Consider the following 16257-nt stretch of genomic DNA (forward strand, 5'->3'; position numbering starts at 1 on the left):
TAAAGGTTGTCGATATTTTTTAAAAAGCGCTAAACGATACCACCATCACGCAATTGGCTCAAGGAAGACGCCCGACGCTGAAACGGTTAACGATGGGAAAATTAAAAATGAGGAGAGAAAATGCCGGATCGCGGTGTAAACACCGTATCCGGCCAGGGATCGACGAGATGGTGTAAGCCGGACACGCGTTAGCATCATCCGGCATTACCTTACGGCTATCAGGACACCAGCAACTGGTTCATACGACGAATGAACTGGTTTGGATCTTCCAGCGTGCCGCGTTCAGCAAACAGCGCCTGATCCAGCAGCAGTTCAACCCACTCTTTGAACTGCGCTTCGTCCTGGGTATCCGCTGTGCGTTTGACCAGCACGTGGTCCGGGTTGAGTTCAAAGATATATTTCACTTCCGGTACGGCCTGGCCAGCAGCTGCGAACAGTTTCGCCATCTGGGTGCTCATTTCGTCCGCATCGGTGGTAACGATGGCCGGCGTGTCGGTCAGACGGTGAGTCAGACGCACTTCTTTTACGCGATCGCCCAGCAGGATTTTCACGCGCTCAACGAACGGCGTCAGCGCTTTTTCCGCTTCTTTTGCCGATTCGTCAACGTCATCCGCCAGCTTGTCGATGGACTCGTCAGCTTTGGCTACGGACTGGAATGCCTTACCGTCGAACTCGGTCAGGTAGTTCATCATCCACTCATCGATACGGTCAGAAAGCAGCAGCACTTCGATGCCTTTCTTACGCAACAGTTCCAGGTGCGGGCTGCTCTTCGCCGCCGCATAGCTGTCTGCGGTGATGTAGTAGATTTTCTCCTGCCCTTCTTTCATACGCGACACGTAGTCTTCCAGCGACACGGTTTGTGCGGAGGAGTCAGTGTGCGTGGACGCGAAGCGCATCAGCTTAGCGATCGTTTCCTGGTTAGCGTTGTCTTCCGCCGGGCCTTCTTTCAGCACCAGGCCGAACTGTTTCCAGAAGGTCTGGTATTTTTCCGCGTCGTCTTTCGCCAGTTTTTCCAGCATCTGCAGTACGCGTTTGGTCAGCGCGCTACGCAGGTTACGGGTGACGGTGCTGTCCTGCAGGATCTCACGAGAAACGTTCAGCGGCAGATCGTTAGAATCTATCAGGCCACGCACAAAGCGCAGGTAATTCGGCATGAACTGCTCGGCGTCGTCCATAATGAACACGCGCTGAACGTACAGTTTCAGACCATGCTTGTGATCGCGGTTCCACATATCCCACGGAGCCTGAGACGGGATGTACAGCAGGCTGGTGTACTCCTGCTTACCTTCCACACGATTATGACTCCAGGTCAGCGGATCAGTGAAGTCGTGCGCGATATGTTTGTAGAATTCGTTGTACTCGTCGTCTTTGATTTCCGACTTGTTACGGGTCCACAGCGCCTGCGCCTTGTTGATCTTTTCCCAGGAAACTACGGTCTCGCCGTCTTTCTCTTCAGATTTTTCGATCTCTACCGGCAGCGCGATATGGTCGGAATATTTGCTGATGATGGAACGTACGCGCCAGTCATCAAGGAACTCGTCTTCGCCTTCGCGCAGATGCAGCGTGATTTCGGTGCCGCGATCGTCTTTGGTGATGTCGGCAACGGTGTACTCACCTTCACCCGCAGATTCCCAGAACACACCATTTTCCGGTTTATCGCCCGCTGCGCGGGTACGCACGGTGACTTTATCCGCCACGATGAACGCAGAGTAGAAGCCAACCCCGAACTGGCCGATCAACTGGCTGTCTTTCGCCTGATCGGATCCCATGGATTCAAGGAAAGATTTAGTACCGGATTTCGCAATGGTCCCCAGATGATCGATAACGTCATCACGGTTCATCCCCACGCCGTTATCGGCAATGGTCAACGTACGCTTATCTTTATCGAAGGAAACACGCACACGCAGCTCACCGTCACCTTCATACAGGTCCGGGTTAGACAGTGCGCGAAAACGCAGCTTGTCTGCCGCATCCGAGGCGTTAGAGATAAGCTCACGCAGGAAGATTTCTTTATTGGAATACAGAGAATGGATCATCAGGTGCAGAAGCTGTTTTACTTCTGACTGAAAACCACGAGTTTCTTGTCCTTTCATGTAGGTCTACCTCAACAATGCCATTTTCAATGGTAAAAACAGGTTGAGGGTGAAATGGGGACAAGCGGGAAGGATTTCAAGCGGAAGCCGCCGTCGCGGCCTCCGTTTGTTCAGAATTTAATCTTGTGTCGTCCTGCCAGAGAGTGCGACAGCGTGGTGCCATCGACCATTTCCAGCTCGCCACCAACCGGAACGCCATGGGCGATACGGCTGGCTTCAACGTCATATTGCATGCAAAGCTCAGCAATATAGTTGGCGGTCGCCTCTCCTTCGACCGTGGGATTGGTCGCCAGGATCAGTTCGCTGATTTGCTCAGATGCCAGCCGCTGCTCAAGACGATCCAGCCCGATATCATCAGGACCAATACCGTCCAGCGGCGACAGGTGTCCCATCAGCACGAAGTAACGTCCGGAAAATTGCCCGGTTTGCTCAATGGCGTAGATGTCCGCCGGACTCTCCACCACGCAAATCTGACCGTTTTCCTGGCGACGCGGGTTCGAGCAGATGTTGCAGACGTCCTGTTCTGTGAATGTGCGGCAATCGGCACAGTGGCCGATTTCCGACATCGCCTTCGTTAACGCCTGCGCCAGACGCATCCCGCCGCTGCGATCGCGCTGAAGCAGCGTGAACGCCATGCGCTGCGCAGACTTCGGGCCAACGCCCGGCAGACAGCGCAGAGCTTCCATAAGCTGAGTTAACAGCGGGCTGGTTTGCATCAGAACGGCATCTTAAAGCCAGGCGGCAGCTGCATTCCGGAGGAAACAGAGGCCATCTTCTCTTTCTGCGTCTCTTCAATACGGCGCGCGGCGTCGTTGAATGCCGCAGCAACCAAGTCTTCCAGCATCTCTTTGTCGTCTTCCAGCAGGCTTGGATCGATCTCCACACGACGGCAGTTATGCGCGCCGTTGATGGTTACTTTTACCAGACCCGCGCCAGATTCGCCGGTCACTTCCAGCTTGGCGACTTCTTCCTGCATCTGCTGCATTTTTTCTTGCATCTGCTGGGCCTGTTTCATCAGGTTACCCAGACCGCCTTTACCAAACATAGGCTTCTCTCTCAATCACGTTAAGGGATGACGACCGTCAAACCGTAAGGGCTGACGATCAAATGGGGCGAATACTCTCTTCGTCCAGGTCCGCATCGAAAAAACGACGCAGCGTCTGAATGTTATTATCCGCAATAATCGACTCACGCGCCTGCGCGAGTTTCTCTTCATAAATGGCCTGACGCCACTCCAGCGGCGTGCGCACCGCTGGATTATCATCTTCAACGATGGTCAATTCAACCGTTGACCCCGTTAAGGAGCTCAATGCCTCGGCCAGTTTTTGCTGCGCGCCGCTGGAGTTAAGGTGTCGCTGCGTGGAACGCAGGTGCAGGCAAACCACGTTGCCATTCTCTTCTTTCCAGGCATTAAGCGCCACCTGCTCCACCAGTTTAGGCAGCGAGAGCTGGCTTACCTGTGCAGCCCACGGGTCGCGTTCGATGGCCTCAGCCGCCAGCTTTGCCGCCAGTTCTGGCGTTTTTTCATGCTCAAGCGCTTTTTTCAGCGCTTTCGGCGTAGCGACGACCTCTTTGACTTCTGCAACAGGATTGGTCGCTTTCCAGCGATACGCTTCTTTCTTCGCTGGCGCTTTTTCCAGCGCAGAGGCCGCTGGACGCGCCTGAACACGTTCCGACACCGAAGCCAGTCTTTCCAGCGCAGCATTATTCACCGGCCGCGCGCGGGAAGCGGCTGCCGGTTCACTCTTTTTTGGTTTGGTTGCTCCCTGAGCGCGTTGCAGCTGGCTGCGTGCCGCCAGCACCTGGCTGGTAGCATCGGAGAGCGGTACATTCTGTTGCTGTTGCGCTGCCGCAGGCTGCTGCGGCACCTGCGTCGGGTTCATCACCGCAGTGGGGGCGACCGGGGCAAAAGACTGTCGCGGGGCTTCAGGTTCCGGGAGCGGCATGCGCGGATGAAAAGCCAGCGCACGTAGCAGCGTCATTTCAACGCCCATTCGCCTGTCCGGCGCATACGGCAGTTCTTTGCGCCCGATTAACAGGGTCTGGTAGTAAAGCTGCACATCGGTTGGCGGGACGATTCGCGCCAGTTCGCGCATACGCTGTTCAATGGCGGCCATATCGCTGCCGAGCGCGGCAGGTGAAAGCTGAACCATGGCAATACGATGCAGCAGAGCCGACATCTCAACCAGTAGCGCTTCCCATTCAATACCGCGCGCGGCGGCATCGTTCACCAGCGTCATAACGCGTTCGCCGTCCGCAGCCACAACCGCTTCAACCAGCGAAAGCGCCTGGTCGTCGTCCAGCGTACCAAGCATGGTGCTGACCGCGTCGGTCGAGACCTGACCATCGCCGCTGGCGATCGCTTGATCGGTCAGGCTCAGCGCATCGCGCAGGCTGCCGTCCGCGGCGCGAGCCAGCAGTTGCAACGCACGTGGCTCATGGGCGATATGCTCTTCTTTGAGGATATGCTCAAGCTGATGGCGAATCTGTTCGACATCCAACGCTTTAAGATGGAATTGCAGACAGCGCGACAGGATAGTCACCGGCAGCTTCTGCGGATCGGTGGTCGCCAGCAGGAACTTAACGTGTGCGGGCGGCTCTTCGAGCGTTTTCAGCAAGGCGTTAAAACTGTGGCGCGACAGCATGTGCACTTCGTCAATCAAATAGACCTTAAAGCGACCGCGCGCTGGCGCGTACTGGACGTTATCCAGCAGGTCACGGGTGTCTTCGACTTTGGTGCGTGAGGCGGCGTCGATTTCAATCAAATCGACAAAGCGCCCCTGCTCGATTTCACGGCAGTTATCACACACGCCGCACGGCGTAGCGGTGATGCCGGTTTCACAGTTTAATCCCTTCGCCAGCAAACGGGCGATTGACGTTTTCCCGACGCCACGGGTGCCGGAAAACAAATAAGCATGATGAATACGCCCTAACGACAAGCCGTTCGCCAGTGCCGTCAGCACATGTTCCTGGCCGACGACGTCAGCAAAGGTTTGTGGGCGCCATTTTCGGGCTAAGACCTGATAACTCATTGGCAGGCTCTGAAAGGCTGGAGGGTGGATTCACAGGGGGATAATGCTAACACAACCTCGCAGCGACGGCGAGGTTGTGTGTCTCGGTATTAATCTGCCGAGATAAGATAGCCCGAAATTAGTGGCCCGGGAATGGAACCAGGCTATAACAGGTCAGTCCCTGCTTTTCCAGACGCTGCTCGCCGCCCAGATCAAACAGGTTAATGATAAATGCAGCATCGGTCACTTCGCCACCCAGACGGCGGATCAGTTTCACGGTCGCTTCAATCGTGCCGCCAGTTGCCAGCAGGTCGTCCACAACCAGGACTTTATCACCAGGTTTGATGGCATCTACGTGGATTTCCAGTTGATCGGTGCCGTATTCCAGCTCATAGCTCTCAGCAATAACTTCACGCGGAAGCTTACGGGGTTTACGTACCGGAACAAAACCAACGCCCAGACCCAACGCTACCGGCGCGCCAAACAGGAAGCCACGCGCTTCGGTACCAACCACTTTAGTGATACCCGCATTTTTGTAGCGTTCAACCAGCAATTCAATACTGAGGGCGTAGGCTTTCGGGTCTTCTAGTAAACTGGTGACATCACGAAAAAGAATGCCCGGTTTTGGGTAATCGTGGATGCTTTTGATGCTATTTTTGAGAAACTCAAGCTGCTGTGCAGTCGCGGTCATAAGTTTGTGCCTGATTAATACAGTATTACTTCACGGCGCACTATACACTTCATCCTCGACGTATCTTGAATGATTTTGTGTCTGTATAAGAGCCAAGGTTATATTTGCTTAACCTTTGACCACCTGCGCCTGTGCTCGAAAACGGTCGAATTTACTGGCTGTGAGAGACAATTGCAACAGCGTTTATTGCGCTTTACTGCTTTTGTTGTTTTTCATCAATCACCGGGATCCGCCACATAAAAATCAGTAAACAGGCGAGAATAACCAGCAGCAGGCCGCGTACCCACATCATATTGACCAGCCACAGTGAAATACTAAACGTCACCAGGATCAACAAAATAGCGCGCGGCTTTGCTCCCGGCGGCATCGCGCGGTGTTTTTGCCAGTGGCGCAGATACCCGCCGAACCACGAACGGTACAGCAACCAGTCGTGAAAACGCGGCGATGAGCGAGCAAAACACCAGGCGGCCAGCAAGATAAACGGCGTTGTCGGCAACAGAGGCAATACAACGCCCAGCGTTCCTAACACTACCGCTATCCAGCCTATGATGATTAGAATAATGCGTTGCATAATATGAATACTTAACACAGAGAATCGCTACTTTATCATAACAGTTCTCATTTTCATCGGAGTGTTGTCGTGAAAACCGTCATGCTGCTTCAGACGCTCGAAAACCAGCTTAACCGCTTGCGGCAGCGTTGTGCCCCACTGGCACACCATGCCACGCTTAGCGCCCGCTTTGACAGGCATCTGTTTCACACCCGCAGCACGTTGCTACAGGCCTGTCTGGATGAAGCTGATGATAATCTCACTGCTCTACGTCGCGCAGTTGAACAGCAACAACTACCACAAATTACCTGGCTTACGGAACACCTTGCCTCACAGTTAGAGGCGATTTCACGTGAAACCGCCAGTTGGTCGCTCCGGGAGTGGGACAGCGCCTCTCCTGGCCTGGCGCGCTGGCAGCGTAAGCGAGTTCAACACCAGGAGTTTGAGCGCCGCCTGGTTGAAATGACGCGTGAACGTAAAGAACGCCTGGCGCAGGTTACGGGCTTTGAAGAACAGCAAAAACTGCATCGCGAAGTAGAGGCATTCGAGGCTCGACTGGCACGCTGTCGTCATGCACTGGCAAGAATAGATAATGTGCTGGCGCGTTTAACCCGCTAATCCCCGGAGAATTTATGTCATTAGAGAACGCCCCAGATGAAGTCAAACTGGCCGTCGATTTGATTGTCCTGCTTGAAGAGAATCAGATGGAGCCTGAAACAGTTCTGAAAGCACTGGAGATTGTGAAGCAGGATTACGAGAAGAAACTGCTCTCTTTATCTAAAAAAGAGCTGTAACTGAGAACCTGATGGCGTTGCACTTATCAGGCCTACGAATGAATCGAAGCTCGCAGGCCTGATGATTATTTCTCTTAACCTACCGAAGGCGTCGGATCGTCACCTTTAATGATGTCACGTTTAACCTCGGTCACGGTGTCACCTTTCGCGTTATGCAGGTGAACTTCGAGCTGGTTAAAGGCGATATCAATGTCATTTTCACGGCACAAACGATCGACCGCCCGGTTAAGTTCATCAACCGTGTGGCTACGATCGCGCAATTCACGCACGTATAAACGCAGCTCATGATCCAGCGTGCTGGCACCGAAGGCGGTAAAGAACACTGCAGGCTCCGGATCGTGCATCACTTTCGGGTGTTCTGTCGCCGCCTGCAACAGCACCTTCTTCACTTTGTCCAGATCCGAACCATAGGCCACGCCAATGCGGATCACCAGACGCGTGGTGGTATCGGAGAGCGACCAGTTGATCAAACGCTCCGTCACGAATGCTTTGTTCGGGATGATCACCTCTTTGCGATCGAAGTCAGTAATGGTGGTGGCACGGATACGGATCTTGCTGACCGTTCCGGAGAACGTACCGATGGTCACGGTATCGCCGATGCGTACCGGGCGTTCAAACAGAATAATCAGACCGGAAACAAAGTTACCGAAAATTTCCTGCAAGCCGAAACCAAGACCAACCGAGAGAGCAGCGGCCAGCCACTGTAGCTTATCCCACGAAACGCCGAGCGATCCGAAGACCGTCATCGCACCAATGGCGATGATGGCGTAATTCAGGATCGTGGTGATCGCATAAGAAGCCCCCTGGCGCATCTTCAGTCGCGAGAGCACCAGCACTTCCAGCAGGCCGGGTAAGTTGCGGATCAGCGCCCACGCGACCATTGACGCAATAATCGCAAACAACAGGCTGCCCATGGTGACGTCTTTCACCACTGCCGCACCCGCTTCGGTGCCGTTGTAATGCCAGAGCGTTATGCTGTCGAGATAGCTGAACACGGTGATCAAATCAGACCAAATGGCCCAGAACAGAACACCAAACAGGGCAACCATCACCAGCATGGTTATACGCAGCGTTTGCTGGTTAACCTGCTCCAGCGCAATAGTCGGTTCTTCCTGCGGCTCTGCGCCTTCGGCCCCTTCTTTCACCAGGTTCTGACGACGCGCTAACGCACGACGCCAGGCGATACGGCGTGCCGCTACGCTCAACCCTCGCAGCACCGTCTGGTACAGCAGATTCCAGAGGATAACCAGATAGACCGTTTCAATCCAGCGGCCCGCCAGGCGCAGCGTGGTGTAGAAATACCCTGTCGCCGTCAGCACCATTAATGCAATCGGAATAATAGACAGCACGGTAATAGTGACCAGACGCAGACCATGCGACTCTTTGTCACGCCAGCTTTCGCGGCACATTGGCCATACCAGGAAGGCGATCAGCAGCAGGTTGAGGAAAATGACCACCTGGCCAAGCACATCGTCCATCAAATTAAGCGGCGACAGCTCAGCAATGACCGACCAGAAGTTAAGCGGCAACAGCGCAAGGCTAATACGCACAATCTGGCGACGCCAGTGGCTGGTCTGCTTCGCTGGCATGCCAAAATGACGTATCGCCACGCCATCTTTTTCCAGCACCTTCCAGCACAGACCAAACACCAGCCAGAAGATGGTCATCTTCTTACTGAACGCCCACAGCAGGTCGCTAATATTCAGTTGCATAGTTAGCAGAATCAGACCCACCGCGAGGATAATCAGACACGCCGGCAAGGCTCTGATGAGATCGATCAGAATCGCTTTTGGCGTATTAAGCTGACTGTCATTGCGCAGGTTCCCCACCGCGGCGGCTAATTTTGCCTGATAATCCTTCAGCCACTTCAAACGCCAACGGATTAACCCGGCGATAAGCAGCAGCGGCAGCCCTGCCAGGAACGCAATAAACACGGCGGGCCAGGCTTTTTCCCAGTTCACCGTGATTTTCATCGACTTAAACTGGTCTTTTAGGGTTTGCGGAAAGGCTTTGATCCAGTCCCAGTCCATCGGACGGTTACTGTTAACCCAGAAGATTTGCTGCGTGAGGATCTCTTTCAGGTTTTTCGACACGCTCATTAACTGCTGCTGGTTGATTTGCAGATTAATCGCCATCATCAACTGGTTGCCCAGCTGCTTATTTAGCTGATCCAACAGTTCACGACGCATATCCACGACCTGCAGCAGGGCATCATGGACTTCAGGGTTAACGTCGTTGCTGTGCCCTTCTTCCAGTTTGGCGACAAACGCATCATTCTGGAACAACGTATCGCGCTGCTGGTTAACTTCGAACTGCTCCAGACGCAAATCGGCGATCCGGTTGGTCATATCGGCAAGCTCATCCGCCGACGGCAGCGTTTGTTGTTGCTGATATAAAATGCGCGACAGCAGCAGACTGCCTTTCAGAACGGCGATCTGCTCTTTAATGTTGCGTTCGGATTGCAGCGCGCGGTCAAGCCAGTTTTTGACCTTGATATTTTGCTGCATCAGGCTGTTGCCGTTTTCAGTCGCGGCAATCAGGCGCTGGCTGAGCTGATGGTTAACATCAAGCTCCTGCTTCACTAACGGATTGGACTGAATACGCTCGGCTTCGTCCGGCGTTACCGCTTCCTGTGCCGTCTTTTCGGTTAACGTCAGTCGTTTGCTGTTCACCGCCTCTTGCAGGAGCTGGAGCTGGTGTTCAAGGCGGTTACTGTGCGCCGTCACATAATCGCGTTGTTTTTGCAGGGTATCCTGCAAAACGGTATTCCCTTCGAGGCTCTTACGCTGCTGGTCGATCTGCGCGTTCAGCAACGCTTGCTGCGCCTGCAGCAGCACCTGCTGGCTGGGGCGTAAAGCCGCCTCTCCCACAGTGGTGCCATCGAGTCGATTGCGGATTTGCTGCATCTGTTGCGACGCAGTGTACATCGCATTTTGTACGCGTTCTGGCTGTGTCTGCAGCGATACCAGTTGGCTGTTGTAAGCGGCCAGATCGTTTTGCGAGCTTTGCAGGTCATCCAGGACCTGCGACACGCGCGACTCAAGCTGTCGTAAGGAGAGCGTACTCAGCGTTTTTCGCGTTTCATCGTCATTATCGACATCGCTAAGCGAATTTAGCGCATCCGTCGCCTGACGCATTTTCTCCGGCGCCTGGGCAACTTTTTGCCGAAGCTGTACGGTTTCATCCTTCACACGATCGATTTTATCCAGCGTGGCAATGGTATCGATGAGATCCTGTTGAACCAGCTTATCCTGTGCGGAGAGATCTTTTTGTTTATTCAGCGTGTCTAACTGGCTCTGAATATCCGCTTTCGTCGGCAGTTCACCACTCTGTTGCGCCCGCGCAAATGCAGATGACTGGCAGGATAGCAATAGAATGAAGAAAAGAATGGTAATAGCAATAAGATGCTGTGAACGTTTATAGAGCTGCAACATAGTCATGAGAATGAAGGTTTCTGAACCGGAAAAGTGACCGAAAATAGTCAAGCGGCAAGAATATCACGGCTGTGACCGGCAGAATAGCAGGAGGCAAAATGACCAGGAGAATTCCTGGTACAGACCCAGAGAGTTAACAGGTTTCCGCTACGTTAACCCGCAAGGTTGGGCAGAGAAGACACATCTCAAGCAGCACGGCGACGTATTCCCGAGCCTCTTTTTTCAGATCAAAAGATTCAGGGGCAAATAACCAGTTCTCGATAATTCCGGTAACATAACTACGCAGCAGCACCGCCACGCGACGCGTGTTCAGATTTTCCGGCAGCATGTTGGCGTTCATGCAGTGCCGCAATGTTTGTTCGATACGGTCGTAATTTTCAATACACAGACTGCGTTGAGCTAGCTGAACTGAGGCCATTTCCCCGACAAATTCGCATTTGTGGAATATAATTTCCAACAATAAACGTCGGCGTTCTTCTGTCACGGTAGCTTCAAGAACGTAAATTAAAATTTCTCTTAATACTGATAGTGGATCGTCGGGGAATTTTGCCTGATACTCAGTCTCTAACTCATCAATGTTAGGTTTTGCTAGCTCCCAGATTTCACTGAATAAATCCGATTTGTTTTTGAAATGCCAATAGATCGCGCCGCGCGTGACACCAGCGGCTGCTGCGATCTCCGCAAGCGAGGTGGATGATACCCCTTGTTGCGAAAACAAACGCAGAGCGACATCGAGAATGTGCTGTCGAGTTTCCTGTGCTTGTTGTTTGGTTTTTCGTGCCATAGGTCAGTGAATTTACAGGCGTTAGATTTACATACATTTGTGAATGTATGTACCATAGCACGACGATAATATAAACGCAGCAATGGGTTTATGGGCTTTCAGCCATTGATCAATTTGAAATCGGACACTCGAGGTTTACATATGAACAAAAACAGAGGGTTAACGCCTCTGGCAGTCGTTCTGATGCTCTCAGGCAGCTTAGCGCTAACAGGATGTGACGACAAACAGGCCCAACAAGGGGGCCAGCAGATGCCAGAGGTTGGAGTTGTTACGCTCAAAACTGAACCTCTACAGATAACAACCGAACTCCCGGGTCGCACCAGTGCGTATCGCATTGCAGAAGTTCGTCCTCAGGTTAGCGGTATTATCCTGAAGCGTAATTTCACGGAAGGTGGTGACATCGAAGCGGGTGTATCTCTCTATCAGATTGATCCTGCTACTTACCAGGCCGCTTATGAAAGCGCAAAAGGCGATCTGGCAAAAGCACAAGCCGCAGCAAATATCGCTCAACTGACGGTCAAACGTTATCAGAAACTGTTGGGTACTAAGTACATCAGTCAACAGGATTACGATAGTGCACTGGCAGACGCACAGCAGGCGAACGCCTCCGTTGTCGCCGCGAAAGCCGCGGTAGAAACTGCACGCATCAATCTGGCTTATACCAAAGTGACGTCGCCGATCAGCGGCCGCATTGGTAAATCATCCGTTACTGAAGGCGCTCTGGTGCAAAACGGTCAGGCAACCGCACTGGCAACCGTTCAGCAGTTGGATCCCATCTATGTGGACGTGACGCAGTCAAGCAACGATTTCCTGCGCCTGAAACAAGAGTTGGCCAACGGCACGCTGAAGCAAGAAAACGGTAAAGCGAAAGTCGAACTGGTGACCAATGACGGCATTAAATTCCCGCAGTCCGGTACGCTGGAATTTTCTGATGTCACGGTAGATCAAACCACCGGGTCGATTACGTTACGCGCAATCTTCCCTAACCCGGATCACACCTTACTGCCGGGTATGTTCGTCCGTGCTCGTCTGGAAGAAGGGACTAACCCAACTGCATTACTGGTTCCACAGCAAGGCGTTACCCGCACACCGCGTGGCGATGCCAGTGCATTGGTTATCGGTGCAGACAACAAAGTTGAAACCCGTCAAATTGTCGCCGCACAAGCGATTGGCGACAAATGGTTAGTCACTGATGGACTTAAACCGGGCGACCGCGTGATTGTCACTGGGCTGCAAAAAGTACGTCCTGGCGCGCAGGTAAAAGCGCAGGAAATCACCGCTGATAACAACCAGCAAGCTGCAAGCGGTAGCCAGCCTGAACAGTCCAAGTCTTAACTTAAACAGGAGCCGTTAAGACATGCCTAATTTCTTTATCGATCGCCCAATATTTGCGTGGGTGATCGCCATTATCATCATGTTGGCAGGGGGGCTCGCGATCCTCAAATTGCCGGTAGCGCAATATCCGACTATTGCACCGCCAGCAGTGACGATCTCCGCGACCTACCCTGGCGCTGATGCCAAAACAGTACAGGATACTGTTACGCAGGTTATCGAACAGAATATGAACGGTATCGATAACCTGATGTACATGTCCTCAAACAGTGACTCCACGGGTACCGTGCAGATCACGCTTACCTTTCAGTCTGGTACTGATGCGGATATCGCGCAGGTACAGGTGCAGAACAAACTGCAGCTGGCAATGCCGCTTCTGCCGCAGGAAGTACAACAACAGGGTGTGAGCGTTGAGAAATCATCCAGTAGCTTCCTGATGGTTGTCGGCGTTATCAACACCAACGGCACCATGACGCAGGAGGATATTTCCGACTACGTGGGCGCCAACATGAAGGACGCCATCAGCCGTACTTCAGGTGTGGGTGATGTTCAGCTGTTCGGTTCCCAGTACGCGATGCGCATCTGGATGGATCCGAACAAACTGAATAACTTCCAGCTGACGCCGGTTGATGTGATTAGCGCCATCAAAGCGCAGAACGCCCAGGTTGCAGCCGGTCAGTTAGGCGGTACGCCGCCGGTGAAAGGCCAGCAGCTTAACGCTTCGATCATCGCGCAAACCCGTCTAACCTCCGCCGATGAGTTCAGCAAAATTCTGCTGAAAGTGAATCAGGACGGTTCCCAGGTGCGCCTGCGTGACGTAGCGAAAGTCGAACTGGGTGGCGAGAACTACGACATCATTGCGAAGTTCAACGGTAAACCGGCATCCGGTCTGGGTATCAAGCTGGCGACAGGCGCTAACGCCCTGGACACCGCAAACGCTATCCGCGATGAACTGAAGAAGATGGAACCGTTCTTCCCGTCAGGTCTGAAGATCGTTTACCCGTATGACACCACGCCGTTCGTGAAAATCTCTATTCACGAAGTAGTGAAAACGCTGGCGGAAGCCATCATCCTCGTGTTCCTGGTAATGTATCTGTTCCTGCAGAACTTCCGCGCGACGCTGATTCCGACTATCGCCGTGCCGGTGGTGCTATTGGGTACGTTTGCCGTCCTTGCGATTTTCGGCTTCTCGATAAACACGCTGACGATGTTCGGGATGGTGCTCGCCATCGGCCTGTTGGTGGATGACGCCATCGTTGTGGTCGAGAACGTTGAACGTGTAATGGCTGAGGAAGGGCTACCACCGAAGGAAGCAACGCGTAAATCGATGGGCCAGATTCAGGGCGCACTGGTTGGTATCGCTATGGTGCTTTCAGCGGTATTTATTCCGATGGCCTTCTTCGGGGGATCTACCGGTGCAATTTACCGTCAGTTCTCCATCACTATTGTTTCGGCGATGGCGTTATCAGTCCTGGTGGCATTGATTCTGACCCCTGCCCTGTGTGCGACCATGCTCAAACCGGTTGCTAAAGGCGATCACGGAGAAGGCAAAAAAGGTTTCTTCGGCTGGTTTAACCGCATGTTCGATAAGAGCACGCACCATTACACCGACAGCGTGGGCGGAATTCTGCGCAGCACCGGTCGTTATCTGGCGCTGTATCTGATCATCGTCGTGGGTATGGCCTATCTGTTTGTTCGTCTGCCAAGCTCGTTCCTGCCGGATGAAGACCAGGGGGTATTCCTGTCAATGGCTCAGCTGCCAGCGGGTGCAACGCAAGAGCGTACCCAGAAGGTGCTGGACGAAATGACGGATTACTATCTGACCAAAGAAAAAGCGAACGTTGAATCGGTGTTTGCCGTTAACGGCTTCGGTTTTGCAGGACGTGGTCAGAACACCGGTATCGCGTTCGTGTCTCTGAAAGACTGGAGTGAACGTCCAGGCGAGGAGAACAAGGTTGAGGCAATTACTCAACGTGCGATGGGCGCATTCTCGCAGATTAAAGACGCGATGGTCTTCGCTTTTAACCTGCCAGCGATTGTGGAGTTAGGGACCGCGACCGGTTTCGACTTCCAACTGATTGACCAGGCAGGTTTAGGTCATGAGAAGCTAACTCAGGCGCGTAACCAGCTGTTTGGTGAAGTTGCGAAACATCCTGATCTGTTAGTCGGCGTACGTCCTAACGGTCTGGAAGATACGCCACAGTTCAAGATCGATATCGATCAGGAAAAAGCGCAGGCTCTGGGTGTATCCATTAGTGATATTAATACAACGCTGGGTGCAGCATGGGGCGGAAGCTACGTAAATGACTTCATCGACCGTGGTCGTGTGAAGAAAGTTTACATCATGTCTGAAGCGAAATACCGTATGTTGCCGGAAGATATTGGAAACTGGTATGTCCGCGGCAGCGATGGACAGATGGTACCGTTCTCCGCCTTCTCTACCTCACGTTGGGAATATGGTTCACCGCGTCTGGAACGCTATAACGGTCTGCCTTCCATGGAAATCTTAGGCCAGGCCGCACCGGGTAAAAGTACCGGTGAAGCCATGGCAATGATGGAGGAACTGGCCAGCAAACTGCCATCCGGTATCGGCTATGACTGGACCGGTATGTCCTACCAGGAACGACTGTCCGGCAACCAGGCCCCTGCTCTGTATGCCATTTCACTGATTGTCGTATTCCTGTGTCTGGCGGCATTGTATGAGAGCTGGTCAATTCCGTTCTCCGTCATGCTGGTGGTACCGTTAGGTGTTATCGGTGCATTGCTGGCAGCAACGTTCCGCGGCCTGACCAACGACGTTTACTTCCAGGTAGGCCTGCTCACAACCATTGGGTTGTCGGCGAAGAACGCGATACTTATCGTCGAATTCGCCAAAGACTTGATGGATAAAGAGGGTAAAGGTCTGATAGAGGCGACGCTGGATGCGGTCCGCATGCGTTTACGTCCGATCCTGATGACATCGCTGGCCTTTATTCTGGGCGTAATGCCGCTGGTTATCAGCTCCGGCGCAGGCTCCGGCGCGCAGAACGCCGTTGGTACTGGCGTAATGGGCGGGATGGTGACGGCAACCGTGTTGGCTATCTTCTTTGTTCCGGTGTTCTTTGTGGTGGTACGCCGCCGCTTTAGCCGCAAAAGTGAAGATCTTGAGCATAGCCACTCAGTAGACCATCATTGATAGATCTCTAAAGATAAGGCCGCGCAAGCGGCCTTTTTTCTGGAAAAATCATAAAAATCACTTATTGCTATTTCGTTTATTTTCTCCAGGGTAAATAAGCGATATAATCCCTGTAGCCTTAAAGGCTATTCTTAAAAATCATTGAGAGTTCTTATTTACTTTAATAAATATTAAGATTATTCCTGGTAAGCGGTTCACATTGTCGATTGTTACCTTTCGTTGCTAAACCTAATCAAGATAACTCGATGATTGCCCGAAGAATAAAGAAATTGTCCGATTCCGAATAACCGCATTTATCTGTTAAAATGTAAAAATGACCTGACATCATAAGTTTGCATAATTGTAATTTTTCGTGATATGACGATGAAATCTTTTTTAGACTAGATTATAGTT

At 52.7% G+C, this 16257-nt stretch carries 12 protein-coding genes and 1 other annotated feature; of the genes, 4 read left to right on the forward strand and 8 right to left on the reverse strand.

What is annotated here, in order from left to right; genetic code table 11:
- Positions 1–218 precede the first annotated feature (218 nt).
- The 6 genes from htpG to O6D90_RS17580 all read right to left on the reverse strand — a co-directional run bounded on the left by htpG (position 219) and on the right by O6D90_RS17580 (position 6366).
- Entirely contained in the window at positions 219–2093 is a 1875-nt protein-coding gene (htpG, locus tag O6D90_RS17555) for a molecular chaperone HtpG (protein ID WP_016155877.1), read from the reverse strand.
- 110 nt (positions 2094–2203) lie between these two features.
- On the reverse strand, positions 2204–2809 hold the full coding sequence (recR, locus tag O6D90_RS17560; RefSeq protein WP_016152082.1) for a recombination mediator RecR: 606 nt from the start codon (positions 2807–2809) through the stop codon (positions 2204–2206).
- Entirely contained in the window at positions 2809–3138 is a 330-nt protein-coding gene (locus O6D90_RS17565; protein WP_003021764.1) for a YbaB/EbfC family nucleoid-associated protein, read from the reverse strand. The genes recR and O6D90_RS17565 overlap by 1 nt, the downstream gene beginning before the upstream one ends.
- A 58-nt stretch (positions 3139–3196) precedes the next feature.
- Complete coding sequence (gene dnaX, locus O6D90_RS17570) at positions 3197–5125, reverse strand: DNA polymerase III subunit gamma/tau (RefSeq protein ID WP_016155876.1); 1929 nt, start codon at positions 5123–5125, stop codon at positions 3197–3199.
- Positions 3800–3864 (reverse strand) — a sequence feature (DnaX frameshifting element). Its footprint overlaps the gene before it by 65 nt.
- Before the next feature lie 118 nt (positions 5126–5243).
- Positions 5244–5795 carry an adenine phosphoribosyltransferase gene (gene apt / locus O6D90_RS17575; protein ID WP_006685676.1) on the reverse strand — a complete coding sequence of 184 codons (552 nt, stop codon included), beginning with the start codon at positions 5793–5795 and terminating at the stop codon, positions 5244–5246.
- 193 nt (positions 5796–5988) lie between these two features.
- Positions 5989–6366, reverse strand: coding sequence for a DUF454 family protein (locus O6D90_RS17580; protein ID WP_029139439.1), 378 nt, complete (start codon positions 6364–6366; stop codon positions 5989–5991).
- A 69-nt stretch (positions 6367–6435) separates the two neighbouring features.
- On the opposite strand from O6D90_RS17580, the gene priC reads away from it, so the two are divergent.
- Together priC and rsmS are read left to right on the forward strand one after the other, a co-directional pair.
- Positions 6436–6963 carry a primosomal replication protein N'' gene (priC, locus tag O6D90_RS17585; protein ID WP_016152078.1) on the forward strand — a complete coding sequence of 176 codons (528 nt, stop codon included), beginning with the start codon at positions 6436–6438 and terminating at the stop codon, positions 6961–6963.
- A gap of 14 nt (positions 6964–6977) precedes the next feature.
- Positions 6978–7139, forward strand: a complete 162-nt coding sequence (gene rsmS / locus O6D90_RS17590; protein WP_016155875.1) for a pleiotropic regulatory protein RsmS — start codon at positions 6978–6980, stop codon at positions 7137–7139.
- Between the two features lie 74 nt (positions 7140–7213).
- Here the strand turns inward: rsmS and mscK are convergent, their stop codons facing one another.
- Together mscK and acrR are read right to left on the reverse strand one after the other, a co-directional pair.
- On the reverse strand, positions 7214–10579 hold the full coding sequence (mscK, locus tag O6D90_RS17595; RefSeq protein ID WP_016152076.1) for a mechanosensitive channel MscK: 3366 nt from the start codon (positions 10577–10579) through the stop codon (positions 7214–7216).
- A gap of 127 nt (positions 10580–10706) precedes the next feature.
- Complete coding sequence (acrR, locus tag O6D90_RS17600) at positions 10707–11357, reverse strand: multidrug efflux transporter transcriptional repressor AcrR (RefSeq protein ID WP_016152075.1); 651 nt, start codon at positions 11355–11357, stop codon at positions 10707–10709.
- A gap of 141 nt (positions 11358–11498) precedes the next feature.
- Between acrR and acrA the strand changes: the two genes are divergently transcribed.
- The gene (acrA, locus tag O6D90_RS17605) at positions 11499–12692 is read left to right on the forward strand and encodes a multidrug efflux RND transporter periplasmic adaptor subunit AcrA (RefSeq protein ID WP_016152074.1); all 1194 of its coding nucleotides are present in this window, start codon (positions 11499–11501) and stop codon (positions 12690–12692) included.
- A gap of 22 nt (positions 12693–12714) precedes the next feature.
- Entirely contained in the window at positions 12715–15864 is a 3150-nt protein-coding gene (gene acrB / locus O6D90_RS17610; RefSeq protein WP_016152073.1) for an efflux RND transporter permease AcrB, read from the forward strand.
- The last annotated feature ends 393 nt before the right edge of the window (positions 15865–16257 follow it).

Source organism: Citrobacter sp. 21OH12SH02A-Citro, from assembly GCF_027919895.1.
GTDB lineage: Bacteria > Pseudomonadota > Gammaproteobacteria > Enterobacterales > Enterobacteriaceae > Citrobacter > Citrobacter braakii.